The organism is Nonomuraea sp. NPDC049624, from assembly GCF_040675255.1.
GTDB lineage: Bacteria > Actinomycetota > Actinomycetes > Streptosporangiales > Streptosporangiaceae > Nonomuraea.
Genome location: NZ_JBFAOR010000015.1, coordinates 150,369 through 174,246 on the forward strand (window position 1 = coordinate 150,369; position 23,878 = coordinate 174,246).

At 72.9% G+C, this 23,878-nt stretch carries 22 protein-coding genes; 6 read left to right on the forward strand and 16 right to left on the reverse strand.

Annotation, left to right across the window (positions count from 1 at the left end; all coding sequences use genetic code 11):
- Positions 1 to 8: 8 nt before the first annotated feature.
- Complete coding sequence (locus AB0J76_RS43300) at positions 9 to 1,106, reverse strand: winged helix DNA-binding domain-containing protein (RefSeq protein ID WP_352326655.1); 1,098 nt, start codon at positions 1,104 to 1,106, stop codon at positions 9 to 11.
- On the opposite strand from AB0J76_RS43300, the gene AB0J76_RS43305 reads away from it, so the two are divergent.
- A complete protein-coding gene (locus AB0J76_RS43305; RefSeq protein ID WP_364393242.1) occupies positions 1,090 to 1,314 on the forward strand; it encodes a hypothetical protein in 225 nt (74 codons plus the stop codon). The two genes, AB0J76_RS43300 and AB0J76_RS43305, sit on opposite strands and share 17 nt — an antisense overlap.
- 7 nt (positions 1,315 to 1,321) lie before the next feature.
- Here the strand turns inward: AB0J76_RS43305 and AB0J76_RS43310 are convergent, their stop codons facing one another.
- The 7 genes from AB0J76_RS43310 to AB0J76_RS43340 all read right to left on the reverse strand — a co-directional run bounded on the left by AB0J76_RS43310 (position 1,322) and on the right by AB0J76_RS43340 (position 12,080).
- Entirely contained in the window at positions 1,322 to 3,013 is a 1,692-nt protein-coding gene (locus tag AB0J76_RS43310) for an ABC transporter family substrate-binding protein (protein ID WP_352329575.1), read from the reverse strand.
- Between the two features lie 19 nt (positions 3,014 to 3,032).
- Positions 3,033 to 5,063: an ABC transporter ATP-binding protein gene (locus tag AB0J76_RS43315; protein ID WP_352329574.1), complete on the reverse strand. Its 2,031-nt coding sequence runs from the start codon at positions 5,061 to 5,063 to the stop codon at positions 3,033 to 3,035.
- Entirely contained in the window at positions 5,060 to 5,959 is a 900-nt protein-coding gene (locus AB0J76_RS43320) for an ABC transporter permease (RefSeq protein ID WP_352329572.1), read from the reverse strand. Before AB0J76_RS43320 ends, AB0J76_RS43315 begins: the two co-directional genes overlap by 4 nt.
- On the reverse strand, positions 5,959 to 6,942 hold the full coding sequence (locus AB0J76_RS43325; RefSeq protein WP_352329570.1) for an ABC transporter permease: 984 nt from the start codon (positions 6,940 to 6,942) through the stop codon (positions 5,959 to 5,961). Before AB0J76_RS43325 ends, AB0J76_RS43320 begins: the two co-directional genes overlap by 1 nt.
- Positions 6,943 to 7,025: 83 nt before the next feature.
- Positions 7,026 to 9,374: an AAA family ATPase gene (locus AB0J76_RS43330; protein ID WP_364393247.1), complete on the reverse strand. Its 2,349-nt coding sequence runs from the start codon at positions 9,372 to 9,374 to the stop codon at positions 7,026 to 7,028.
- A gap of 64 nt (positions 9,375 to 9,438) precedes the next feature.
- Complete coding sequence (locus tag AB0J76_RS43335; RefSeq protein WP_352326850.1) at positions 9,439 to 10,341, reverse strand: haloalkane dehalogenase; 903 nt, start codon at positions 10,339 to 10,341, stop codon at positions 9,439 to 9,441.
- A gap of 8 nt (positions 10,342 to 10,349) precedes the next feature.
- The gene (locus tag AB0J76_RS43340) at positions 10,350 to 12,080 is read right to left on the reverse strand and encodes a hypothetical protein (protein ID WP_352326849.1); all 1,731 of its coding nucleotides are present in this window, start codon (positions 12,078 to 12,080) and stop codon (positions 10,350 to 10,352) included.
- Between the two features lie 255 nt (positions 12,081 to 12,335).
- Here AB0J76_RS43340 and AB0J76_RS43345 point away from each other — a divergent pair, with 255 nt between their 5' ends.
- Together AB0J76_RS43345 and AB0J76_RS43350 are read left to right on the forward strand one after the other, a co-directional pair.
- Positions 12,336 to 13,865 (forward strand): MFS transporter, encoded by a 1,530-nt coding sequence (locus AB0J76_RS43345; RefSeq protein ID WP_352326848.1) that lies wholly within the window; start codon positions 12,336 to 12,338, stop codon positions 13,863 to 13,865.
- A 35-nt stretch (positions 13,866 to 13,900) separates the two neighbouring features.
- Complete coding sequence (locus AB0J76_RS43350; RefSeq protein WP_352326847.1) at positions 13,901 to 14,641, forward strand: DoxX family membrane protein; 741 nt, start codon at positions 13,901 to 13,903, stop codon at positions 14,639 to 14,641.
- On the opposite strand, the gene AB0J76_RS43355 is transcribed toward AB0J76_RS43350, so the two are convergent.
- Positions 14,627 to 15,565, reverse strand: coding sequence for a DMT family transporter (locus AB0J76_RS43355; protein WP_352326846.1), 939 nt, complete (start codon positions 15,563 to 15,565; stop codon positions 14,627 to 14,629). The two genes, AB0J76_RS43350 and AB0J76_RS43355, sit on opposite strands and share 15 nt — an antisense overlap.
- A gap of 38 nt (positions 15,566 to 15,603) precedes the next feature.
- The gene (gene sthA / locus AB0J76_RS43360; RefSeq protein ID WP_352326845.1) at positions 15,604 to 17,007 is read right to left on the reverse strand and encodes a Si-specific NAD(P)(+) transhydrogenase; all 1,404 of its coding nucleotides are present in this window, start codon (positions 17,005 to 17,007) and stop codon (positions 15,604 to 15,606) included.
- Positions 17,008 to 17,066: 59 nt separating this feature from the next.
- On the opposite strand from sthA, the gene AB0J76_RS43365 reads away from it, so the two are divergent.
- Complete coding sequence (locus AB0J76_RS43365; protein ID WP_352326844.1) at positions 17,067 to 17,882, forward strand: PhzF family phenazine biosynthesis protein; 816 nt, start codon at positions 17,067 to 17,069, stop codon at positions 17,880 to 17,882.
- Here AB0J76_RS43365 and AB0J76_RS43370 read toward each other — a convergent pair.
- The 6 genes from AB0J76_RS43370 to AB0J76_RS43395 all read right to left on the reverse strand — a co-directional run bounded on the left by AB0J76_RS43370 (position 17,860) and on the right by AB0J76_RS43395 (position 22,714).
- Positions 17,860 to 18,693: a biotin-dependent carboxyltransferase family protein gene (locus tag AB0J76_RS43370; protein WP_352326843.1), complete on the reverse strand. Its 834-nt coding sequence runs from the start codon at positions 18,691 to 18,693 to the stop codon at positions 17,860 to 17,862. The genes AB0J76_RS43365 and AB0J76_RS43370 overlap by 23 nt on opposite strands.
- Positions 18,690 to 19,304, reverse strand: coding sequence for an allophanate hydrolase subunit 1 (locus AB0J76_RS43375; protein WP_352326842.1), 615 nt, complete (start codon positions 19,302 to 19,304; stop codon positions 18,690 to 18,692). Before AB0J76_RS43375 ends, AB0J76_RS43370 begins: the two co-directional genes overlap by 4 nt.
- Entirely contained in the window at positions 19,301 to 20,056 is a 756-nt protein-coding gene (locus AB0J76_RS43380; RefSeq protein ID WP_352326841.1) for a 5-oxoprolinase subunit PxpA, read from the reverse strand. Before AB0J76_RS43380 ends, AB0J76_RS43375 begins: the two co-directional genes overlap by 4 nt.
- 20 nt (positions 20,057 to 20,076) lie before the next feature.
- Positions 20,077 to 20,847 (reverse strand): thioesterase family protein, encoded by a 771-nt coding sequence (locus AB0J76_RS43385; RefSeq protein ID WP_352326840.1) that lies wholly within the window; start codon positions 20,845 to 20,847, stop codon positions 20,077 to 20,079.
- A 10-nt stretch (positions 20,848 to 20,857) separates the two neighbouring features.
- Complete coding sequence (locus tag AB0J76_RS43390; protein ID WP_364393266.1) at positions 20,858 to 22,348, reverse strand: hypothetical protein; 1,491 nt, start codon at positions 22,346 to 22,348, stop codon at positions 20,858 to 20,860.
- Positions 22,349 to 22,489: 141 nt separating this feature from the next.
- A complete protein-coding gene (locus tag AB0J76_RS43395; protein WP_125639785.1) occupies positions 22,490 to 22,714 on the reverse strand; it encodes a hypothetical protein in 225 nt (74 codons plus the stop codon).
- A gap of 141 nt (positions 22,715 to 22,855) precedes the next feature.
- Between AB0J76_RS43395 and AB0J76_RS43400 the strand changes: the two genes are divergently transcribed.
- Together AB0J76_RS43400 and AB0J76_RS43405 are read left to right on the forward strand one after the other, a co-directional pair.
- A complete protein-coding gene (locus AB0J76_RS43400) occupies positions 22,856 to 23,425 on the forward strand; it encodes an HhH-GPD-type base excision DNA repair protein (protein ID WP_352329753.1) in 570 nt (189 codons plus the stop codon).
- Positions 23,426 to 23,673: 248 nt separating this feature from the next.
- A partial coding sequence (locus tag AB0J76_RS43405; RefSeq protein ID WP_364393258.1) for a PAS domain-containing protein occupies positions 23,674 to 23,878 on the forward strand: 205 nt, incomplete at its 3' end.

Here is a 23,878-nt window from a genome sequence, read left to right on the forward strand (position 1 = left end):
GGACGGCGTCAGGCCGGCCCCAGCAGCGACCGCATACGGCTCAGGGCGCGGTCGAGCGCGTCCTGGGGCACCGGCGCGGCCAGGTCGAGGGTGATGGCGCCGTTCTTGGCCTCCCAGACGCCGGCCACCCGGCCCTCGTGCACCACGACGGGCGAGATCCAGCCCGCCTGGCGGCTGACCTTGGGCTTGAGCGGCGGCGGGACGAGCGGCGCGAGCGTCCGCGGCGCGCCCAGGATGAACTGGTCGAAGCCCGGCAGCAGGTGGACCTCCTGCGAGGGCCGGGTGGCGGCCAGGTCGTCGGCGTGCTCGGCCAGCGCGTACAGCGTGGTGCCGTCGTCGGCCCTGACCTCCGCCAGCTCCGGCGCCAGCCCCTTGACCCACGCCTTGAGCACCGCCTTCCTGGCCACGCCGCCGAACAGCCAGGTGTCGAACATCTCCGGCGTGGCCGGGCCGTGGGCCCCCAGGAACGCCCGCAGCACCCGCACGCCGGCCTCCTCCTGGTCGGGCAGCTCGCCCGGCCAGCCCGGCACCCACGACCGCGGCGCGGTGAAGGTCACCTTGCCCTCGCGGGGCGGCCCGTAGCACAGCTCGCCCAGGCGGCTCAGCGGCTTGAGCAGCGCCCCCCAGCCGGACGTCAGCGCCTCGCGGAGATGGGCGTCGCCGGTCAGCGCCACGATGGCGTCGACCAGCTCCTCGCGGGTCAGCGGCGCCCCCTTCAGCGCCTCGGGGACGGCCTCGATGACGGCCTCGATCTCCGCGGCGGTCACGCCGTGGCCACGCTGCCAGGAGCCCTTCTCCCAGAAGCGCAGCGTGCTCAGCGCCGCGCACAGACCGGCCAGCTCGTCGGCCGGCACGAGGTGCAGGGTGCCGCGCATGAGCCAGGTCTTGACCAGAGTGCGATCGCTCCACAGGGCCCGGTCGATCTCACCGGGGTCGGGCCGGGCGCTCCTGACCGCCACCGCGAGCTGCGCCGAGGAGGCGACCTGCGCCTGCACGCCGCACAGCCGGCGGGCCACCGACACCGCGTCCGGCCCGTCGGCCGCCGCCACGAACTGCCTGCGCAGCCGCCAGGCGAGGATCTGCGGCCAGGTGAGCTCCATCGTCATGGGTCACTTCTACCGCCTCCCACCGACATTCCGCACATTGGGCGGAAAATGGGGATATGAGAGGATCAAGCATGCCTCTCGACGGTCATCTTCTCGCGGGCGGATCGGCGGATGGCTGCGCCGCAGCGCCGCCGCCCGCCGCCGGGTGAACACGGCGACGGGCGGCATCTTCGTCGGGCTGGGCGTGAAGCTGGCCGTGGAGCGTTGAGCGCCGGTCAGCCGGTGAAGCCGATGTCCTCGTAGCGCAGGTCGTAGAAGCCGCGCGCGCCGACGTTGGCCAGGGTCTGCCTGGCCGCCACGTTCTGCGGACGCTGGTAGAGCGGCAGGACGTTGACCAGCTTCCAGATCAGCCCGTCGGCCTCGTTCGTCTGGGTGCGGGCGGCGGCCGGGTCGAGGTTCTGGGCTGCCTTGTCCATGGCCTGGTCGATCTCCGGCGAGCCGGTCCGCCCGAAGTTGGCGTTCCAGGTCTTGCCGTTCGCCGAGTTCGCGTAGATCCCGTAGCTGCTCGAAATCGGGTACGGCGTGCCGATGTAGGCGAACGGCGTGATGTCGAAGTTGCCGGGGATGACGTACTTGGTGAAGAAGTCGTCGCTCGGCACCGCCTTGATGGTGAGCTTCACCCCGATCTGAGCCAGCATGTTCTGGGCCAGCTCGCCCTCCGACTTGCTCAGCTGCACCCCGGACGGCACCACGAACCGCAGGTCGAGCGGCCGCCCGTTCTTCTGCCTGACGGCCCCGTTCAGCTTCCAGCCGGCCGCGTCGAGCATTTGCTTGGCGCGTTCGGGGTTGTAGACGCCGAGATTGCCGGCGTTGTCCAGGTATCCCTCCTGGGTGTTCATGAAGAAGTGGTTGTTCAGCAGCGCGATCGGCCAGTCGAGCCCCTGCAGGTCGGACTGCGCGATGGCCTGCCGGTTGATGCCGAGCTGGATGGCCTGCCGCACGTTCACGTCTTTCAGCGGCTCGCTCGACCCGTTGAAGGTGAAGTGCCGGAAGTCGGGCCCGGCGGCCTGGCGCACCTGGGCGCCCTGCGTGGCCCTGGCCCGCGCGTAGTCGGGCGCCGACGGCCCGACGTCGATGAGGTCGAGCTCCCCGTTGCTGAACGCGCCGATCAGGGAGTCCTGCTCCGAGGCCCGGTAGATGATCTGGTCGAGCTTGGCCCGGTTGCCCCACCAGGCGTCGTCGCGGACGATCGTGATCGTCTTGGCCGTCTGGTCGAAGCCCTTGAACTTGAACGGCCCGGCGGTCACCGGGATCTTGTTCAGCCACGCGGTGTTGAACGCCTGCGGGGTCCGGTTCGTGGCGGCCGGCAGCAGCGGCCCGAACAGCGACTGCCAGTCGCCGAACGGCTTGGCGAAGGTGACCTTCACCTCGTAGTCGTCCTTGCCCCGCTCGACCTTCTCGATGTCCTGGTAGCCGGTGGCCGAGACGATGTGGAACTCGGGGTTGCGGCCGTTGAGCGCCTGCCACTGGGCCTGGTAGTCGGCCCAGGTGATCGGCTGCCCGTCCGACCACTTGGCCTTGGGGTTGAGCGTGTAGGTGACGACCTGCTTCGGGCTCTGGTCGGTGACCTTGGCGTCGAGCACGTAGTCGGGGTCGACGGTGATCTCCGCCTTCTCGTCGGAGACGAACGGCGAGGGCAACAACGCGTTGCTGATCACGGCCGCCATCGCCAGGTTGCCGTCGACGTGGTTCCTGTTCCACTGGGTGGGGAACTCGTTGATGCCCCAGCGCAGCGTGCCGCCGTCCTTGACCTTGTCGCGCGGCTGCGGGTTGATGTCGAAGGCCTTGATGGTCTTGTGCGCGCCTTCCGTGCCGCTCGCCGTGCCGCCCCCCGAGCCGCCGCCGCAGCTCACCAGCGACAGCGAGCCGGTCACGGCGACGGCCACGACAAGACGTGGAACTTTCATCGAGCGCATTCCTCCTGATCTAGACGACGTCGAGCCTCTCGGCGTAATGGCAGGCCGCGCCCTGGTCGTCGCCCACCGGCAGCACCTCGGGCTCGACGTCCACGCAGAGCGAGCGCTCGTCGTGGCTGAGCACCGAGCGGAACTTCGGGCAGCGGGTGCGGAAGCGGCAGCCGCTCGGAGGGTGGGCCGGGCTGGGCAGGTCGCCTTCGAGCAGGATGCGCTCGCGTACGCGCTCCCGCGCCGGGTCGGGCAGCGGGATCGCCGACAGCAGCGCCTGCGTGTACGGATGCGCCGGAGCCCCGTAGACCGCGTCGACCTGCCCGATCTCGGCGATCCTGCCTAGGTACATGACGGCCACCCGGTCGGCGATGTACCGCACCACCGCCAGGTCGTGCGCGACGAACAGGTACGACAGCCCGAGCCTGGACCGCAGCGAGGCGAGCAGGTTGATGACGCCGGCCTGGATCGACACGTCGAGCGCGGAGACCGGCTCGTCCAGCACCAGCAGCCTGGGCTCCAGCGCCAGCGCCCTGGCGATGCCGATGCGCTGCCGCTGGCCGCCGGAGAAGTCCTGGGGGTAGCGGGCGGCGTGCGCCGGGTCGAGGCCCACCAGGGCCAGCAGCTCGCCCACCCGCCGGCCGGGCCGGCGCTCCCCGTGGGTGCGCAGCGGCTCGGCCAGGATGTCGTAGACCGTCATGCGCGGGTCGAGCGAGGCCATCGGGTCCTGGAAGACGACCTGCATGTCCCGCCGGATCGCGGTGCGCCCGGCGCCGTCGAGCCGGGCGGTGTCGCGGCCGAACACGACCACCCGCCCCTCCTGCGGCGGGACGAGCTCCAGGATCTGGGTGAGCGTGGTGGTCTTGCCGCTGCCCGACTCGCCGACCAGGCCCAGCGTCTCGCCCCGGCGGATGTCGAAGCTGACACCCGCCACCGCGTGCACCGTGCCGACCCTGCGCTTGAACAGCGCCCCCTTGAGCAGCGGGTAGTCCTTGACCAGGCCGTCGACCTCCAGCACCGGCTGCTCGGCGCGGACCGCGGGGGTGACGGGCTCGCCGGCCGCGTGGCGGCCGGGGCCCTGGGGGCGGACGATCTCCCAGCGGATGCACGCCGCCCGGTGGCCCGTCGCCACGTCGAACAGCGGCGGCTCGGCCGCGTCGCACTCGTGGATCTTCAGCGGGCAGCGCGGCGCGAACGGGCAGCCCGGCGGCAACGCCGCCGGCGAGGGCGGATTCCCGGCGATCGGCAGCAGCGGCTGACGGCCGCCGCGGTCGACCCGCGGGATCGAGGCCAGCAACCCGGCCGTGTACGGCATGCGCATCCGGTAGTAGATGTCGTCGACGTCGCCCACCTCGACCGGCCGCCCGGCGTACATGACCAGGACCCGGTCGGCGAAGCCGGCCACCACGCCGAGGTCGTGCGTGATCATGATGATCGCCGCGCCGGTCTTCCGCTGGGCCTTCTTCAGCACCTCCAGCACCTGCGCCTGGATGGTCACGTCCAGCGCGGTGGTGGGCTCGTCACAGATGATCACGTCGGGGTCGTTGGCGATGGCCATCGCGATCATCACGCGCTGCCGCATGCCGCCGGAGAACTCGTGCGGGAAGGCGAGCGCGCGCTCGCTCGGCGACGGGATGCCGACCAGCTCCAGCAGCTCGACGGCCTTGACCGCGGCGTTCTCCTTGCTCACCCGCTGGTGGATGCGGACGGCCTCGGCGATCTGGTCGCCCACCCGGTAGACGGGCGTGAGCGCCGACAGCGGGTCCTGGAACACCATCGAGACGGTCTTGCCGCGGAAGCGGGTCAGCTCCCGCTCGGAGGCGCCGATCAGCTCCTTGCCGTGCAGCCGCACCGACCCGGTGACCCGGGCGCTCGGCGGCAGCAGGCCCATGACCGCCGCCGAGGTGACCGACTTGCCCGACCCGGACTCGCCCACGATGCCCAGCACCTCGCCCGGGCTCACCGAGTAGCTGACCCCGCGCACCGCGCGCACGTCGCCGAAGGACACGTGCAGGTCGTTGACCTCCAGGACGGGGTTCGCCGCCGGCCTCATCGCCGCGCCGCCGGGTCGAAGGCGTCGCGCAGCGCGTCGCCGATGAGGTTGACCGCCAGCACGGTGACCACCAGCAGCCCGGCCACGAACCAGAACGTCCAGGGCGCGTAGACCGCCGTGCGGGAGCCGTCGGCGATCAGCGTGCCGAAGGAGACGTCGGGCGCCTGGATGCCGAACCCGAAGTACGACAGCGAGGTCTCGGTCAGGATGGCCGCGCTGACGTTGAGCGTGGCGTCGACGATGAGCAGCGAGGACAGGTTGGGGATCACGTGCCGGAAGATGATCCGCACCGGCGGCACCCCCATGAAACGGGCGGCCTGGATGTACTCGCGCTCCTTCAGCGAGATCGTCATCCCCCGGACGATCTTCGCGGTCACCATCCACAGGAACAGCGCCAGCATGACCACGAACAACACCCACTGCCCGGCCCCGAACAGCGGCGACATGATCGCCAGGATGAGGAACGCGGGCAGCACGAGCAGCAGGTCGGTCACCCAGCTCAGCGCCCGGTCGGTCCAGCCCAGGAAGTAGCCGGAGAAGGCGCCCACCACGGCCGCGACCGCCGTGGACACCAGCGCCGCCAGCAGGCCCACGATCAGCGACTTCTGCATGCCGCGCAGGGTCACCGCGTAGACGTCGGCGCCGGTCTGGAGCGTTCCGAACCAGTGCCGGGGCGAGGGCGGCTGCAGGAACGCCGTGAAGTCCTTGTCGGTGTAGGACCACGGGGTGAACAGCGGCCCAGCGAACGCCAGCAGGAACATCAGCGCCAGCACCGCGAACCCGGCCAGCCCCTGCGGCGAGCGGAAGAACCGCCCGGCCACCACCCGCAGCCGCGACGGCGCCCGGCCCAGGTCGGAGGTCAGCTCCTCCGCCAGCTCCTCGTCGGAGAGCGTCATCACGCCCGCACCCTGGGGTCGAGCGCGGCGTGCAGCAGGTCGGAGGCGAGCGCGGCGCACAACACGGCCACGGCGGCCAGGAAGGAGATCGCCGCCACGGTGTTGACGTCGTTGGTGAAGATCGAGTTGATCAGCTGCTCGCCCAGCCCGTGCCAGCCGAAGATCTTCTCGGTGAAGGTGGCCCCGGTCAGCAGGGCGCCGAACGTGAAGGCGAAGTAGGTGGCCACCGGGATCAGCGCGGTGCGCAGCGCGTGCCGGGTCAGCGCCCGGCCCCTGCTCAGCCCCTTGGCCCTGGCCGTGCGGACGAAGTCGGCGCCGAGCACGTCGAGCATCATGTTGCGCTGGTAGCGGCTGAAGACCGCGACCAGGCCGACGGACAGCGAGATCGTCGGCAGGATCAGGTGTTGCAGGCGGTCGAGCACGTAGCCCCAGAACCCGGTCTGCAGGCCGTCGCTGTACTCGCCGCTGACCAGCAGCACCGGGCGGCCGAAGAGGTTGTCGTTGGCCCAGGCGCCGGCCAGGATCAGCATGTTGGCCAGCACCACGACCGGCACCGCGAGCACCACGAACGACAGGCCCGTGGAGAGCCGGTCGAACCAGCCGTACTGCCGCACCGCCGCGTACGCGCCCACCAGCACCCCCAGCAGGCTGCCGCACAGCAGCCCCAGGATGACCAGCCGGAACGTGACCCCCATGCGCCGCCGGAGGTCCTCGTTCACGGGCGAGCCGGTGACGGTTTTGCCGAAGTCGCCGTGCAGCACGCCGGCGGCCCAGGTGGCGTAGCGCTGCAGCAGCGGGGTCTTGTCGTTGAGGTTGAGCGCGGTGAGCTGGGCGTCGACGACGGCGGGCGGCGGTTTCGGGGTGCGGTCGGCGTAGTTGGAACGCGGATCGAGCGCCCCGGCGGCCAGCAGGTACGCCAGGCTCGCGGCCACGCCGACCAGCACCACGTAGTTGAGCAGCCTGCGGGCCAGGAACCCCGCCATCGTCCCCCTCCCGGACGCGCACGATAGGTAGTCATACTGCTACACCCAGCAGCATCGTGGCGCGGGGAAATGCCAAAGAGGGGTTAACGTCCGGAAAGTTCGTCCACGGCGGTGCGCACGTCGTCGCTGGTAATCGTCGTGAGGTCGGCGGCGCTGGCCGAACCGCCGCCCGAGGCGTGGGCGGCCAGGCGCACGTCGCGGCGCATCGCGGCCCGTTCGAACAACGAGCGGGCGAAGCGGCCGTTGCCCAGGCCGTCGATCAGCCGCTCCTCGCACACCCAGGCGAACACCTCGTCGAGGTCGCGCAGGGCCTGCTCGTCGAAGCGGTCGCCGGCCTTGCCGGCCAGCAGCACCGCGATCTGCGACAGCTCGCGCGGCGAGTAGCTGGGGAAGGCCACCCGCTGGTTGAACCGGCTGGCCAGGCCCGGGTTGGTGGCCAGGAAGGAGTCCATCTCGCGCGGGTAGCCGGCCAGCACGATGACCAGCCGGTCGCGGTCGTCCTCGGCCCGTTTGAGCAGGGTCTGGACGGCTTCGGAGCCGAAGGCGTCGCCGCCCGCGTAGCCGGGGTTGACCAGGCTGTAGGCCTCGTCGATGAACAGCACGCCGCCGAGCGCCCGGTCGACCAGCTCGTTGGTCTTGATCGCGGTCGCGCCGAGGTGCTGGCCGACCAGGTCGGCCCGGTGGGCCTCGACGACGTCGGGCCTGGCCAGCAGGCCGAGCGCGGCGAAGACGCGGCCGAGCACCCGCGCGACGGTGGTCTTGCCGGTGCCGGGCGGCCCGGCGAAGACGAAGTGCCGCATCTGGGGCGGCGTGGGCAGCCCGCGCTCCTGCCGCATGCGGGCCACCTGGAGCTGGGCGGCGATGGCGTGCACCTGCCGCTTGACCGGCTCCAGGCCGGCCATCGCGTCGAGGTCGGCCAGCGCCTCCTCCAGCGTGGGCGTGGCCACGTAGCCGCGGAAGCGGGCGGTCAGCTCCTCGAACGCCTTGGTCACGTCGGGCGTGGTGGTGGTCACCAGGTCGTGGGTGGTCGGGGTGCCCCCGGCGCCCACCACGCGCACGTCTCTGGCCTGCGCGGCGGCCTCGACCAGGCTGCGCACGAAGCGGGCGTTGCCCAGCTCGTCGACCAGCCCGCGCCGCTGGACGTCTTCGTAGAGGCCGAGCAGGGCGCGCCTGGCGTCGGGGGCCATCGTGTCGCCCCTGCGCCGCTGGAGCACCTCGGTGATCTCGGCCAGCTCGGGGGCGGAGTAGCTGGGGAAGCGCACCCGCGTGGCGAACCGGCTGGCCAGGCCCGGGTTGCTGGACAGGAACGAGGCCATCTCCTGCTCGTAGCCGGCCAGGATGATGATCAGGCGCTCGCGGTCGTCCTCGGCCCGTTTGAGCAGGGTCTGGACGGCCTCGGCGCCGAACCTGTCGGGCTGGCCGTCGGAGGAGTTGACCAGGCTGTAGGCCTCGTCGACGAACAGCACGCCGCCGAGCGCCCGGTCGACCAGCTCGTTGGTCTTGATCGCGGTCGCGCCCAGGAACTCGCCCACCAGGTCGGCCCGCTGCGCCTCGACCACGTAGGGGGTCTCCAGCAGGCCGAACGCGTAGAAGATCTTGGCCAGCGCGCGGGCCACGCTGGTCTTGCCGGTGCCCGGCGGGCCGACGAAGACGAAGTGCCTGGTGGGGCGTTCGGCGGTGTAGCCGGCCTCGGCCCGCAGCCGGGTGGCCTCGATGGAGGCGGCGATCGAGCGGACCTGCTCCTTGACCGGCGCCAGCCCGATCATGCCCTCCAGCTCGGCCAGCGCCTCCTCGACGGAGATCTGCGGCGGCGCGCCCGCCTTGTCGGCCTGCGGCTCGGGCCGGCCCTCGCGGGCGCGCACGCGCACCTGCTGCTCCTCGGCGGACAGCTCGGCCTTGGCCCGGCGCGCCTGGAGGAACCGGTGGACCAGCACGACGACGGCCGCCAGGCAGGCGCCCCAGAGCGCGACGGCGGCCGACAGGAAGGAGAGCCCGAAGGCCAGCACCCCGGCCGGCACGAGCGCGGCCAGCGTGGTGACCCACGGCGTGACCCAGCGGACGAGGTGGGCGGCGGCGGCCACGGGCAGGGCGAGCGCGACCATCGCGTGCAGCGCCATGGAGCCCGGGGGGAAGCGCCAGGAGAACAGCGGCAGCGCCAGCACCACCCAGCCGGCCACGACCAGCGCGGTCGCCGCGGCCCGCGGGAAGCGCATGGTCAGCGCCACGAAGGCGAGGGCCAGCAGGACGAGGGGGAACGTCTTCAGCAGATCCCAGCCGAGCGCCGCGCCCACGCCCATGACGACGATGAGCAGCACGGCGTAGAGCACCCGGCGCACGGCGGGGGGAATCTGGAAATAACGCAGTCTCACCTGCTCGAACAGATCCCGCGCCGCGGCCCGCCCCGCGGCCTGGGCCCTGTCGGACTCACGCATCACGCCTCCCCGGTCCGCCCCCGGTTATACCGCACCCGACCGACGATTGGGCGGCCCTGACACGCTAGGTGGAGGTCACGAAAAGGGCGATCCGACGTCCGAGTTCGGTGCCGGCGTCCTCCTGGAGGAAGTGGCCGGCGCCGGCGATCATCGGATGGGACAGCCCGGCCGTGCCCGCGACGGCCTTGAGCATGATGGCCGCCATGCCGCCGGTGATGGGGTCGCCGTCGGAGAAGGCCACCAGGAACGGGCGGTCGAGCGTGGTGAGGATCTGCCAGGCAGCGCGGTTGGCGGGCGCGGCGGGGTCGTCGGGCGTGATCGGCACGAGCCCCGGCAGGGCCCGCGGGCCCGCTTTGTACGACTCGTCCGGGAACGGCGCGTCGTAGGCCGCCCGCACCTCGTCGCTGAGCCGCGTCCGGCAGCCCGCCTGGACCAGCCGGGCGATGTCCAGCGTGGGGGCACTGGCCACGGTGTCCCTGAAGCGGTGCCAGACGTCGGGCATGGGAATGTCACCCGAGGGCAACCCCGTGTTGGCGGCCACGATCCTGGCCACGCGCTCGGGGTGCTCGGCGGCGATCCGCAGCCCGATCAGGCCGCCCCAGTCCTGGCCGACGACGGTGATGCCGTCCAGGGCCAGCGCGTCGAACAGCAGCGCGCGGGTCCACTCGACGTGCCTGGCGTAGGTGTGGTCGGCGGGGTCCACGGGTTTGTCCGAGCGGCCGAAGCCGATCAGGTCGGGGGCGATCGCGCGCAGCCCGGCCGCGGCCAGCTCGCGCATGACGTGGCGGTAGAGGAAGGACCAGCTCGGCTCGCCGTGCAGCAGGACGACCGGCTCGCCGTCCGCGGGGCCGGCCTCGACGTAGGCCATGCGCGGGCCGTCCGGCAGGTCGGCGTGGCGGGGCTCGTAGGGGAAGTCGGGCAGGTTCGCGAAGCGCTCTTCGGGGGTGCGCAGGTCCGCATAGAACAAAACTCTATTCACCGTCGCTGGTGCCTGCCGGGGAACTCGCCGACGAGCACCTGTTTGGGGGTGACGCGCAGCACGTCCGGGCCGGCCAGGGCGATGCCGCGCACCTCCACCCAGAACCGCCGCTGCAACGGGTCGGCCGCGAACACCGCGACGCGCGGGTCGGCCGCCACGCCCTCCCACGCCTCCGGCCCGGCGATCAGCCGCAGCTCGCCGGAGGAGGTGACGGACCCGGCCGCGCCCACGACCCGGGGGCCCGCGGGATCGCCGTAGGACAGGACGAGGCTCCTGGCGTAGGAGAACGCCTGGCGCGCCTCCGGGGTCAGGGCCACCGAGGGCGCGCCGCCCATGGGCAGGTCGCACATGACGAGCGAGGCCCGCCAGGGCCCCGGCGCGCCGCGCCACCACGCGCGCAGGGCGCGGGCCGCGAACACCGTCATCGCCGCCCCGAGCGCGGCCACCCCCGCCCGCCAGCCCCAGGCCGACCCCAGCGCGCCGCCGACGGCGCAGCCGAGGGCGGCGAGCGCCACGAGAACTCCCGCGGCGAGCAGCCATCCGTCGCCCCCGCGGCGGGCCCGCAGCCAGGCCCGCACCAGCGGGAACGGCACCGCCACCGCCGCCACCGCGGCCCGCGGCTCGACCGCCAGCGCCCCGCCGACCAGCGGCACCAGCACCGACCAGGTCCTGATGAGCACGATCCACAACGTCACGCCGGCGTTCCTGGCCGCCGTGCGCTCGCCCGTGACGCGGGCCAGCTCGGCCAGCGCGGGCATCGGCCGCCCCCGCCACGCCTCCGCCAGCACCCGGACGACCGCCAGCGCCGGCCACATCAGCACCACGATCCCGGCCAGCCCCGCCCACACCGGATCCCGCCAGGACGGCGCCGCCGGCACCGCGCCCAGCAGCAGCCACCCCGTGAACGCCGGCACCGACAAGGCGGCCGACGCCACGGCCGCGCCCAGCCAGGGATCGCGCCCGGCCATGGCCGGCACGTACGCCCAGACCCCCACCCGCCGCGCCTGCCGGACCGTCAACGGCACCAGCGCGGCCAGCGCGGCGAACCCGCACCACCGCGCCCACACCGCCGAGTCGAGGGCGAGCGCTGCCGCCGCGACGGCGATCGTGGCCACGGCGAGCAGCAGCCGGGCCTGGCGCGCCCACACCTCCAGCGCCCGCCTGGCGCGTCCCGTCTGGCGCGGGTCGACCGGCCAGGCGGGGTCGTGGTGCGGGCGCGGACGGTCCCAGCGCAGCAGGCACAGCGCCAGGTTCACGCGGGCCTGCGGATGGGCCGGAGCCGTGGCGAGCGCGGCGCGGTAGGCCCGCCCGGCCTCCCGATGGTCGCCGCGCAGCAGCGCCAGGTCGCCGAGCAGGACGTCGGGGTCGGCCTCCTCGGGGGCGAAGCGCGCGGCCAGCACGGCGTCGGCGGCCGCCGCGGACCAGCGGCCGGGGATCCGGCGGGAGATCGCGGCCCGGCGCAGGCGGGCGGACCAGGAGCCGGGCGCGAGGTCCACCGCGCGTTCGGCCGGGGGGAGGGCGTCGGCGTCGCGGCCCTGGCGTTCGTGGGCCAGGCTGATGAGGCGGCAGGCCCATTCGTCGCCGGGGTCGAGGTCGGCGGCCCGGCGCGCGGCCTCCAGCGCCGATTCGGGACGGCCCGCGTTCAGCCTGGTCAGGGCCTCGGTGCACCACTCGCGTGAGGACTTATCGGAAATATCGTCTTTACCGGCACTTCCAGCGTTCCCCACGGCTTCCATGATCGGGTGACGGATGGGGGTTGGGTAGATCCGGACATATGGCTGTATCTCACTAGAGAGGTGGGGGGCCTCGCGGATCGGCCCATACCGCTATGCCGGGCGCCTGGCATGGCCTAAGCTGCCACGCAAGCCGGAGTGGAGAGCCGCGGCAGGAGAGGGCGCGAGACCGCCCCCCGTGAGTTCCCCCGCTTTCGACCGTTGCGCACGTGCAGGCCCTGGTGACCGGATCGGCCTGCAAGGAGGCCCATGACCGTCACCCAGGCCGCACCCCTCGTACGGCGTGCCGATCGCCCGCGACGGGACAACCGCTGGGCCGTCCTCGTGCTGCTCTGCCTGAGCCTGCTCCTGATCACGGTCGACGCCACCGTCCTGCACATCGCGGTGCCCGCGCTCACGGCCGCGCTCGAACCGTCCTCCGTCGAGCTGCTGTGGATCATCGACAGCTACTCGCTCGTCGTCGCGCCGCTGCTCATCGTCTTCGGCACGCTCGGCGACCGCTACGGCCGCAAGCGGCTGGTCCTGGGCGGGTTCGTGCTGTTCGGCGTGGCCTCGGCGGGCGCGGCGTTCGCGCCCACGCCGCTGACCCTGATCCTGGCCAGGGCGCTGCTCGGCGTCGGCGGCGCCATGATCATGCCGGCCACGCTCTCGCTGATCCGCCAGGTGTTCACCGACCGGCGCGAGCGGGCCGTCGCGCTCGGCGTCTGGAGCGCGGTCGCCGCGGCCGGGGCGGCGGTGGGCCCGCTGATCGGCGGCGTGCTCGTCGGCCTCTGGTGGGGCGCGGTCTTCCTGATCAACGTGCCGATCCTGCTGGTGCTGCTGCCCCTGGCCGTCCGGCTGCTGCCGGAGTCGCCGCTGCGCAGGGAACGTCCTTGGGACGCGACGAGCGCCGTGTTGTCGGTGCTCGGCCTGCTCGCCCTGGCCTTCGGGCTGAAGGAGGCCGGGGCGGGGACCCTGCTGCCGTTCTGGGCCTCGGTGCTGGTCTTCCTCGGCGGCGCCGGCCTGCTGGTCGCGTTCGTCCGCCGCCAGTCCCGGCTGCCGGCGCCGCTGCTGGAGCTGGCCCTGTTCCGGCGGCGCGAGTTCACCACCGGCGTGGCCGGCGTGCTGCTGGGCGTGTTCGCGCTGGTCGGGCTCCAGCTCATGCTGGCCCAGTACCTGCAGCTCGTGCTGGGCGACAGCCCGGTGCGCGCGGCGGTCAGGATGTTGCCGCTGGTGCTGTCGGCCGTCACCGGCGGGCTCGCGGCGGCCCACATCCTGCCCAGGATCGGCATGCGGGCCACGATGAGCGGCGGGCTCGGGCTCGTCGCGCTGGCCCTGACGCCCACGCTGGGCTGGGGCGTCGAGGGCCATCCCGTGATGCTGGCGGTCTGCTTCGTGGGCATCGGGTTCGGCGTGCAGGTGGCGCTGCTGGCCGCCTCCGACACGATCATGTCGTCGGTCCCCGAGTCCCGGGCCGGCGGGGCCGCGGCCATCGAGGAGACCGCGTACGAGCTGGGCGCGGGCCTCGGCGTCGCCGTGCTGGGCACGATCACCACGCTCGCCTACGCGCCCGCCCTGCCCGCCGTGCCCGGCGTGTCGGCGGGCGGCATGGACCAGGCCAGGCAGTCGCTGGCCGGCGCCGCCCACGTCGCCCGCGAGATCGGCGGCAGCACCGGCGACGCGCTGCTCGGCGCCGCACGCTGGGCCTTCGTCAACGCCCTGCACACGACCGTGGTCGTCAGCGTCGTCCTGCTCAGCCTCACCGCCGTCGCGGTGGCCATGCTGCTCAGCCGTGATTGAGGTGTGCCGTGTCCCGCACCGGGCAGACAAATACCGTGAAACAGGCCCTGCGTGATGTCGCCGCCTTAGTCGCCCGCGTCGGCGTGGGCGGCATCTTCTTCGCCAACGGCTGGACCAAGCTGGAGGACGGCCTCACCGCCACCGGCGCGAAGTTCCTCCAGCAGGGCGCGCCCGCGCCCGGCGCGTGGGCCACGGTCACCATGCTCACCGAGCTGATCGGCGGGGCGCTGCTGATCGCCGGGCTGGGCGTCGCCGTCACCGGGCTGATCCTGTTCGCCGAGGCGCTCGGCGTCTTCCTGGTGGCCCCGCCGCTCAACCCCATCAGCATGAACGAGCTGATCCTGCTCGGAGCGGCCGCCATCCTGCTCGCCGTCGTGGGCGCCGGGCGGCTGTCGGTCGACCACATGGTGGTGATCCGCAGGCGGGAGACGGAGGCGGCCAACGAGTTCGCCGCCGATGCCGAGGCCGACCGGGTCATCGCCTCGCTGCGCGACGCCGACGCGCCCGCCCGCCAGTCGAGACCGGCCGAGGACGCCGTCCCGCCCGCCCGCCGGTCGAAGCCCGCCGAGGACGCCGTCCCGGAGGAGACCGGTCAGCAGTCCGAGGACGCGCCCTCGCCCATGACGGACACCATGCCGCACCCCCGGCCCCGCACCCGGCCCGCCGCCCCGCCGGCGACCGAGGAGCCCGCCCCGACCCCCGTGCCCGGCGACACGCTGGTGGCGGGCCGCAAGAAGCCCGCGCCCCGCGGACGCCGTCCCTCAGCGGAGGGCTGAGCGGGCGGGCACCCGCAGCGCGCCCTGGGTGAGCGCGATGGCCAGCAGGATGACCAGCGCGCCCACCGGCTGGTTCCAGGTGATCGTCTCGTCGAGCAGCAGCACGCCGGAGGCCACCGCGAACACCGGCAGCAGGTACGTCACCGTCGAGGTCGTCGTCACGCCCGCCAGGGCCTGGACCCGGTACAGCAGCAGGTAGGCCACGCCCGTGCCGAGGCCGCCGAGGCCCAGCAGGCTCCACCAGACCTCGGCCGGCGCCGTGGTGTCCACCAGCGGCACGCCCGCCACCAGCGTGATCACCGCGAGCTGGACCGCCCCGGTCAGGAGCTGACCGGCGGCCAGCACCACCGGCGGCTCGGACCGCCGCCCGGTGATGAAGCGCCCCATGTACGCCCCGCCGACCCCGTAGCAGAGCGCCGCCCCGAAGCAGGCCAGGCTGCCGCCGAGCTGTCCGCCGGCCATGGGCTGCCACACCCCGAGCACCACCATGACGCCGGCGAACCCGAGCCCGAGCCCGGCCGCCCGCGCGGCGGTCGCCCGCTCGGCCCGCAGCACCAGCGTGAAGGCCAGGGTGCACAGCGGCGTGGTGGCGTTCCAGATGGCGGCGACGACGGAGGAGACGTACTGCTCGCCGTAGGCGAACAGGGTGAAGGGCAGCGTGGTGAGCACGACGGAGGCGATCTGGAAGTGCCCCCACAGCCGCGGGTCGCGGGGGAGCGGCCGCCTGGTCACCGCGAGCGCGACCAGCAGGGTGAGCGCGCCGACGGCCATGCGGCCGAACGACACCTGCAGCGGGTGCAGCGCCCCCACGGCGATCTTGATGAAGAAGAAACTGTTGCCCCAGATGGCCGCCAGCAGCAGGAACGCGGGCAGCCACCTCCCCGCGGCCTCGCTGCGCACGTACGCCTCCCGTAGATGAACCATCGAGGAGCGTAGCGGTCAGAACCGACAATTGGGAGAAGTCACATGTCGGCGGTGAGCCGGGCCACCACCCGCATCTTGTTCATCGCGTCCAGCGCCGCCACCTTGTACGACTCCGCCAGCGTCGGATAGTTGAACACCGCGTTGACCAGGTAGTCGACGGTCCCGCCGCAGCCCATCACGGTCTGGCCGATGTGCACCAGCTCGGTGGCCCCCGTGCCGAACACGTGCACGCCCAGCAGCCGCCGGTCCTCCGAGGAGACCAGCAGCTTGAGCATCCCGTACGAGTCGCCGATGATCTGCCCCCTGGCCAGCTCCCGGTAGCGCGAGATGCCCACCTCGAACGGGATCCGGTCGCGGGTCAGCTCGTCCTCCGACTTCCCGACGAAGCTGATCTCGGGGATCGTGTAGATGCCGATGGGCGGCAGCTCCCGCAGCTCCGCCACGGGTTCGCCGCACGCGTGCTGGGCGGCCACCCGGCCCTGCTCCATCGAGGTGGCGGCCAGCGCCGGGAAGCCGATCACGTCGCCGACCGCGTAGATGTGCGGCACGGCCGTGGCGTAGTGCTCGTCCACCCGGATCCGGCCGCGGTCGTCGGCGGTCAGCCCGGCGGCCTCCAGGTTCAGCTCGGCCGTCTTGCCCTGGCGTCCTGCCGAGTACATGACGCAGTCGGCGGGGATGCGCTTGCCGCTCTCCAGCAGGGTCAGCGCGCCGCGCGGGCGGCGTTCGACGGCGGCGACGTGCTCGCCGAAGCGGAAGGTCACCGCCAGGTCGCGCAGGTGGTACTTGAGCGCCTCGACGATCTCCAGGTCGCAGAACTCCAGCATGCGCTCGCGCCGTTCGACCACGGTCACCTTGGTGCCGAGGGCGGCGAACATGGAGGCGTACTCGATGCCGATGACCCCGGCGCCGACCACGACCATGGTCTCGGGCACCCGGTCCAGGTGCAGGATCGCGTCGGAGTCGATGACCGTGCGCTCGTCGAACTGCACGCTGTCCGGGCGGGCGGGGGAGGTGCCGGTGGCGATCACGATCCGGTCGGCGGTGACCTTGCGCTCCTCCTCGCCGCTGATCCCGATGGTGTGCGGGTCGAGGAAACGTCCGGTGCCGGGCAGGACCGTGACGTGGTTGCGGCCGAGCTGGCTGCGGATCACCTGGATCTCGCGGCCGATCACGTGCTGGGTGCGCATCCCGAGGTCGGCGACCGTGATCTCGTCCTTGACGCGGTAGCTGGCGCCGTACAGCTCGCGCTGGTTGAGGCCGGTGAGGTAGAGGACCGCCTCGCGCAGCGTCTTGGACGGGATCGTGCCGGTGTTGATGCAGACGCCGCCGATCATGTTCCGTTTCTCGACGACGGCGACGCGCCGGCCCAGCTTCGCCGCCGCGATGGCGGCCTTCTGCCCGCCGGGACCGGAGCCGAGCACCAGCACGTCGTAGTCCGCCACATCGCCCAGTGTGAGCGCGCGGGGTTACCGGCGGAAGACCCGTCGGCCAGACTGCGCGTATGCAACGTGCATTCCGTCAGGTCGACGTGTTCACCTCCGTCCCCTATCGCGGCAACCCGCTCGCGGTCGTGCTCGACGGCCGAGGGCTGGACACCGAGGAGATGCGGCGCTTCGCCGCCTGGACGAACCTGTCCGAGACGACGTTCGTGCTGCCCCCGACCGTGCCCGGGGCCGACTACCGGGTGCGGATCTTCACCGGGGGCGGCGAGCTGCCCTTCGCCGGGCATCCCACGCTCGGCACCTGCCACGCCTGGCTGGAGGGCGGCGGCCGGCCGCGCGACGCGGCGGAGATCGTCCAGGAGTGCGAGGCCGGGCTGATCCGGGTGCGCAGGACCGCGGACGGGCTCGCCTTCGCCGCCCCCGAGCTGTTGCGGTCGGGGCCGGTCGAGGAGGAGCTGGCCGAGCGGCTGGCCGAGACCCTGCGCATCGGCCGCGAGCGCATGCTGGCCGTCGAATGGGCCGACAACGGGCCCGGCTGGGTGGTCGTCCTGCTCGCGGCCGCCGAGGAGGTGCTGGAGCTGCGGCCGGGCGCGATCGAGCACATGGTCGGCGTGGCGGGGCCCTGCCCGGAGGGCTCGCCGTACGAGTACGAGGTACGCGTGTTCGCCCCCGACGTCGAGGATCCGGTGACCGGCAGCCTGCACGCGTCCCTGGCGCAGTTCCTGCTGCGCACGGGGCGGGTGAAGGCGCCGTACACGGCGGGGCAGGGGACCGTGCTGGGCCGGGCCGGGCGTGTGCGGATCACCGCCGACGAGCGGGACGTGTGGGTCGGCGGGTCGGTCGTCACCTGCGTCAGCGGCCAGGTCGCGTTGTGAAGCGCACCTGGTCGCCGGGCCGCAGCTGCGCCGCGACCGGCAGGTCGGCCTGCCGCACCACCGCGATCACCGGGTAGCCGCCCGTGGGCGGGTGGTCGGCGAGGAACACGATCGGCTGCCCGCTCGGCGGCACCTGGACCGCGCCGGTGACCATGCCCTCGCTCGGCAGCTCGCCCTTCCTGGCCCGCCTCAGCTCGGGCCCGCGCAGCCGCACCCCGACGCGGTTGCTGTCCTGGCTCACCTCGTACGGCCCCCCGCACAGCGTCTCCAGCGCCCCCGGGACGAACCAGTCGTCCCGCGGCCCGGCGAGCACCCTCAGCACGGCGGGCGCGGGCCCCGGCGGCGGCGCCAGGTCCACCGAGATCTCCCCGGCGGCGGACCCGCCCACCGGCAGCAGCGTCCCGGCCCGCAACGGCTCGGGGCCGAGCCCCGACAGCGAGTCGGTGGACCGGCTGCCCAGCACCGGCTCGACCGCGATGCCGCCGCGCACCGCCACGTACGTGCGCAGCCCCCACTGCGGCGTCCCCAGCCGCAGCTCGCCGCCCGGCGGCACCCAGAACGGCGCGCCCATCCGCGCCTGCGCCGGCGCGCCGGTCAGCGCCGCCCATGCGCCCTCGTGGAACCGCAGCCGCGCCAGCCCGAACGTCACCTCGATGCCCGCCGCGTCCTCGCGGTTGCCCACCAGCCGGTTGGCCAGCCGCAGGCTCGGCGCGTCGGCCGCCCCCGAGCGCGGGACGCCCAGATGGGCCAGACCGGGCCGCCCGAGATCCTGGATGGTCGCGTAGGGGCCGGGCGCGATCACCTCGATCATGCGCGCTCGAACCGCACGCGCATCCCCGGCCGGAACAACGACGGCGGCTCGGCCGTCACGTCCCACACCCGCGTCGCCGTGCGCCCCAGCAGCCGCCACCCGCCGGGCGAGGCGGTCGGGTAGACCGCCGAGTACGGCCCCGCGACCGCCACCGAGCCGGCCGGCACCGACGTGCGCGGCGTGTCCAGCCGGGGCACCTCCAGCACCGGGTCGAGCCCGGTCAGGTAGGCGAACCCCGGCGCGAACCCCAGCCACCCGACCACCAGCTCGCTCCCGGTGTGCCGGGCGACCACCTCCTCGGCCGAGATCCCGGCCAGCGCCGCCACGGAATCGAGATCGGCCCCGTCATAGACGACGGGAATCGTCACCGACGGCCCGGCGTCGGGGACCGGCTCGCCCGCCCGGCCCGCCGATCCGGCCAAGGCCGCCAGCCTGGCCCGCAACCGCCCCGGATCGGCGCCCGGCGCCACCACGAGCACGGTCTCCGGCCCCGGCACGACCTCCACGACCCCGTCGGGCCGCTCGGCCCGCAGGGCCGCGTCGAGCCGATGGGAGGCCGCCAGTGACCCGGTCTCGACGAGCAGCGCGTGCTCTCCCACCGGACGGATCACGCGAACGCCTGCAGGACCACTCCGGCCGCCAGCAGGTCGTTGCGTACGGCACGGGCCAGCCCGACGGCGTCAGGGGTGTCTCCGTGGACGCACAGCGACCGGGCGGAGACGGACACCGTACTGCCGTCGACGGCCGTCACAGAGCCCTCCAGGGCCATCCGGCGGGCCCGTTCGGTCACCGCCGCGGCGTCGTGGATCACCGCGCCCGCCTCGCGCCGCGGCACCAGCGCCCCCGCCGCCGTGTACGCCCGGTCGGCGAACGCCTCGCTCACCGTCGGGACGCCCGCCGCCGCGGCCACCCCGTGCACCGCCGAGACCGGCAGCGTCAGCACCGGCAGCGACGGGTCGTAGTCGGCCACGGCGTCGATCACCGCCGCCGCCTGCACCTCGTCGCGGCAGACCCGGTTGTACAGGGCGCCGTGCGGTTTGACGTAGGAGACCCGGCCGCCCATCGCCCTGGCGACGCCGTCGACGGCCGCGAGCTGGTAGAGCACCTCGGCGCACAACTCCTCGGGCTCGACCTCCATCTCCCTGCGGCCGAAGTGGGCCAGGTCGCGGTAGGACACCTGGGCGCCGATCGACACGCCGCGGTCGACGGCCGCGGCGCACGTGCGCCTGATCGTCACGGGGTCGCCGGCGTGGAAGCCGCAGGCCACGTTGGCGCTGGTGACGATGTCGAGCAGCGCGAGGTCGTCGCCGAGCCGCCAGATGCCGAAACCCTCACCGAGGTCGGCGTTGAGGTCGATCACCATCCCACCATCATGGCGCAGCGCTACCTCGGCGCGACGAACAACGTCTGAGTCGCCGTGCCGACTTCGCCGCGCTCGTCGTACAGGGTGGTGCGGGTCAGGCCGCGGCCGGAGGGGCCGATCGCGGTGGCCGCGTCCATGCAGGTCCACTCGCCCACCGGCGTGCGGAACAGCGAGATCGTCAGGTCGACGTTGACGAACACGTGGGTGGCGAAGTCGAGGGCCGGGCTGACGCCGTTGCCGCTGTCGGCGAACGCGGCCAGCCGTTCGAGCGGGGTGATCTCCTCGCCCTCCACCAGCGGCACGGTCAGCCTGCCCCACACCGTGGCCGGGCCGGTCAGCATCGGGCCGCCGCGGGCGAACCGCCAGTCGAACGCCCTGCCGTAGCCGAAACCCGACACCAGGTAGGACGCCGCGTGCTCGGGCGAGGGCGGCGGCACGGGCGCGGGCGGCCCGGCGACGGGCGTGGCGGGCGTGTCGGCCTCGCGGATGCGCCACGCGGTGGCCCTGGCGTACTCGCGCCCGCCGGACAACACGGCCGCCGACAGGCACTGCACCCGCTTGCCGTCGCGCACGACGTCGGTGACGACCTCCAGCTCGGCCACGGGCACCGGGGCGAACACGTCGACCGCCAGCCTGGACAGCGCCAGGCCGGGCAGCGGCGCGGTGCGGTCGAGCTCGTGGACCATCAGGGCGGTCACCGGGCCCATGTGCTGGGAGCCCGGGTCCCACGGCCCCTGGGTGTGCTCGGAGGCGAGGTAGCGGCCCATGGCCAGCCGGCGGTACATCGACATGGGACGGACTCTAGATCTCGTCGGGGATGTCGGCGATGTCGTCGAGCGCGGCGGCCAGCTCGTCGGGGTCGCCGCCGATGCGCTCGGCGATCTCGATCAGCACGTGGAGCACGTCGTGGCGGTCGTGGCCGAGGTCGAGCAGGCGCTGGGCGGCCTCCCACAGCTGGGGCGGATCGCCGTCCCACAGCCGGGTCGCGATCTCCTCGTGCCAGGCCAGGTGCTCCTGGTCGATCACGCCGCCGTGGTCGATCTCCAGTAACGTGCGCCGGTCGGCCTCGTCGGCCGGGTTGAGCCGGTCGAGGTCGATGCCGTTGTGCACGCCCTGCAGGTAGGGGAACGCGAACACCCGCCGGGCCAGCGCCGACAGGTCGCCGTCGGGCAGCAGCCGCTCCAGCAGCGGCCGGTCCAGCCCGAACGACGTGGGGTCGCGGTAGGCCTCGGGGAACTTGCCCGTGGCCTCCCACACCGCGTCGAGCGTGGCCTTGAGCCCCTGGTCGGGCAGGCCGGTGCGGCGCGCGGCGAAGCGCACCCACGCCGACAGCACGTGCGGCATCGCCTCCTGCTCGGCCACGCTGAGCATCACCTTGCGCGGCAGCCAGTCGAGCAGGAACGTCTCGCACTTGGTCGGGCTGACCCGCAGCGGCCGGTTGAAGTCGCGCTCGCAGCCGTAGTCGATGATGTGGTCGGCGCAGCGCGAGGCCGCCGACGGGTCGGACAGGTGCTCGGCCGCGTCGGAGGCCAGGAACTCGGCGGCCAGCATGGCCCGCCGCTCGCGGCTGTAGGGCGCCTCGATGTGCAGCGGCGCCGGACGTTTGCGGCCCGGCGGCAGCGCCTTGAGCCGGGCGCGGGCGAAGGCGTGGTAGGCGCTGTAGCTCTCGCTCACCGGCGGCGGCGTCTTGGGCTCCCTGGTGGCCTTCATGGCCGACTCCAGCAGCGCCCTGGCCTGCTCGGGCTGGATCTCCTCGAACAGCAGCATCGGGTTGCCCGCCGCCTCGGCCCTGGCCTGCTCCAGCAGCTTGTCGACGTGCGAGGACACCCACGCGTCGCGGGCCATGCCGTTCATGTTGTGGTCGACGACCACCACCAGCGCGTGCCGGTCGCTCGGCGCCGATGCCTCGTTCCAGCGGTAGGCGAACGTGCAGATCACCGTGTCCTGGTCGCCGTAGGCGTCGCGGGAGACGTAGCAGCCGGTGGGCTTGACCGCGCCGACCTTGTCGGCCCAGCCCGGCCTGGCCACGCCCGACTCCATCATCGCCAGCGCCGCGCCCTCGGCCTTGGCGCCCTGGCGGGCGGTGCCCAGGTAGGCCAGGCACACCAGCAGCGTCAGGGAGGCCGGGGTGCCGGCCTTGGCCGCGTAGTCGACCAGGCCCTCCCCGAGGACCTGCTCCACGTCACCGCCCCTGACCCGCCTGCCCCACCAGGCCCCGATCATGTCTGAGACCATCAGCTCCGCGTCGAGAGGGCTGCGCACCGCGAGCAGCTCGCGGGCCGCCTGCACCATCTCCTGGAACACGTCGTCGGGCGGGCTGCTCTCCCGGGGATCTCGTCGGTGTCGGCGCACGCCCTCACTCTCTCGTATTCCAGGCGCAAACGGTGAAGAGAACTCGGCCTGGTGACCCCGATGTTATCGGTGGAGCCGCGATCAGCGGGGACTTCGGGGCGGCGGGGCGGAGTTCACGATGGCGAGCAGGTGCTCGCGCGCGATGCGCTCCACGACCTCCGGTGTGGGCGGGACGCCGAGATGCTCGGCGCACGCGCACACGTCGGCCACGCACCGGTCGATCGTGTCCACGGGTACGGTCAGGAACTCTTCGGCCAGCCGGAGACTGACCGGCTCCCTGAGGAAGCGTGTGGCCAGAGCGAGCATAGATGTGAGATTCCTCTGGAGACCCGGGAGCAAACCCCCAGGAACGTATGCAGGGTGACTTGCGCTCCCATTTCATCTTTTCTCGGCCTTGTGTCAAGGCTCTGAGGCGCCTGTGTTCGCTTCTCGTGCAAAGCTGTTTCCATGCGCATCCAGCTCGCCCAGCGGGACGAGGCAGACGAGCTCCTCGGCCGCAGCCCGCTCGCCCTGCTCGTCGGCATGCTGCTCGACCAGCAGATTCCCATGGAATGGGCGTTCACGGGGCCGTACACCATCTCGGAGCGGCTGGGGCACGACCTGACCGCCGAGGAGATCGCCGCCTGCGACCCCGAGGCGTTCGCCGCGCTCCTGGCGCAGAAGCCGGCCGTGCACCGCTATCCCAAGTCGATGGCCGCCCGCGTCCAGCAGCTCGCCGCCTACCTCGTCGAACACTACGACGGGCGGCCCGAGCTCATCTGGAGCGACGCGGCCGACGGGAAAGACTTGTTGAAACGACTGCAGGCCCTTCCGGGATACGGCAAGCAGAAGGCCCAGATCTTTTTGGCATTGCTGGGCAAGCAGCTGGGGGTCCAGCCGTCAGGCTGGCGTGAGGCAGCCGGACTCTACGGCGAGGAGGGGTCATACCGTTCGGTCGCCGACGTGGTCGACACCGACAGCCTGGGCCGGGTGCGCGCCGCCAAGCAGGAGGCCAAGCGCGCGGCCAAGGGCGAGTAACCTGATCTTGCTGCGCAATGTGGAGCGACTTTGACAGGATGCGTTGACCCTTATGGCGACCGGGCGGCGGCGGGGGCTTCCGTCGGCGCATGCCCATCGCCGATGATGTACTGCAGAATCCGGTCGCCCGGAGCTGCGCTACGCCGATACACAGTTATGGAGATGTGCCGCGTGGGAGACCCTGGCACGCGACGGAGGTGCCGACCATGAGCGCCGAGACCTCCGTTCCCCGTCCCCGGGAGTCGGATGTGGACATCTCAGACTCCGCCCTGTTCAAGGGCATGCTGTCGGAGGCCGAGTTCGCCTTCGCGTTCTTCGACGGCGATGGCCGCGTCCAGCGGGTCAACGACGTGTTCAGCGACGTCGTCAGCGTGCCCGCCGAGCGCCTGGTGGGCCGCCTGCCGGTCGAGGTGCTGGCGGCCGACCTGAGCCAGATCATCACCCACGCGGTGC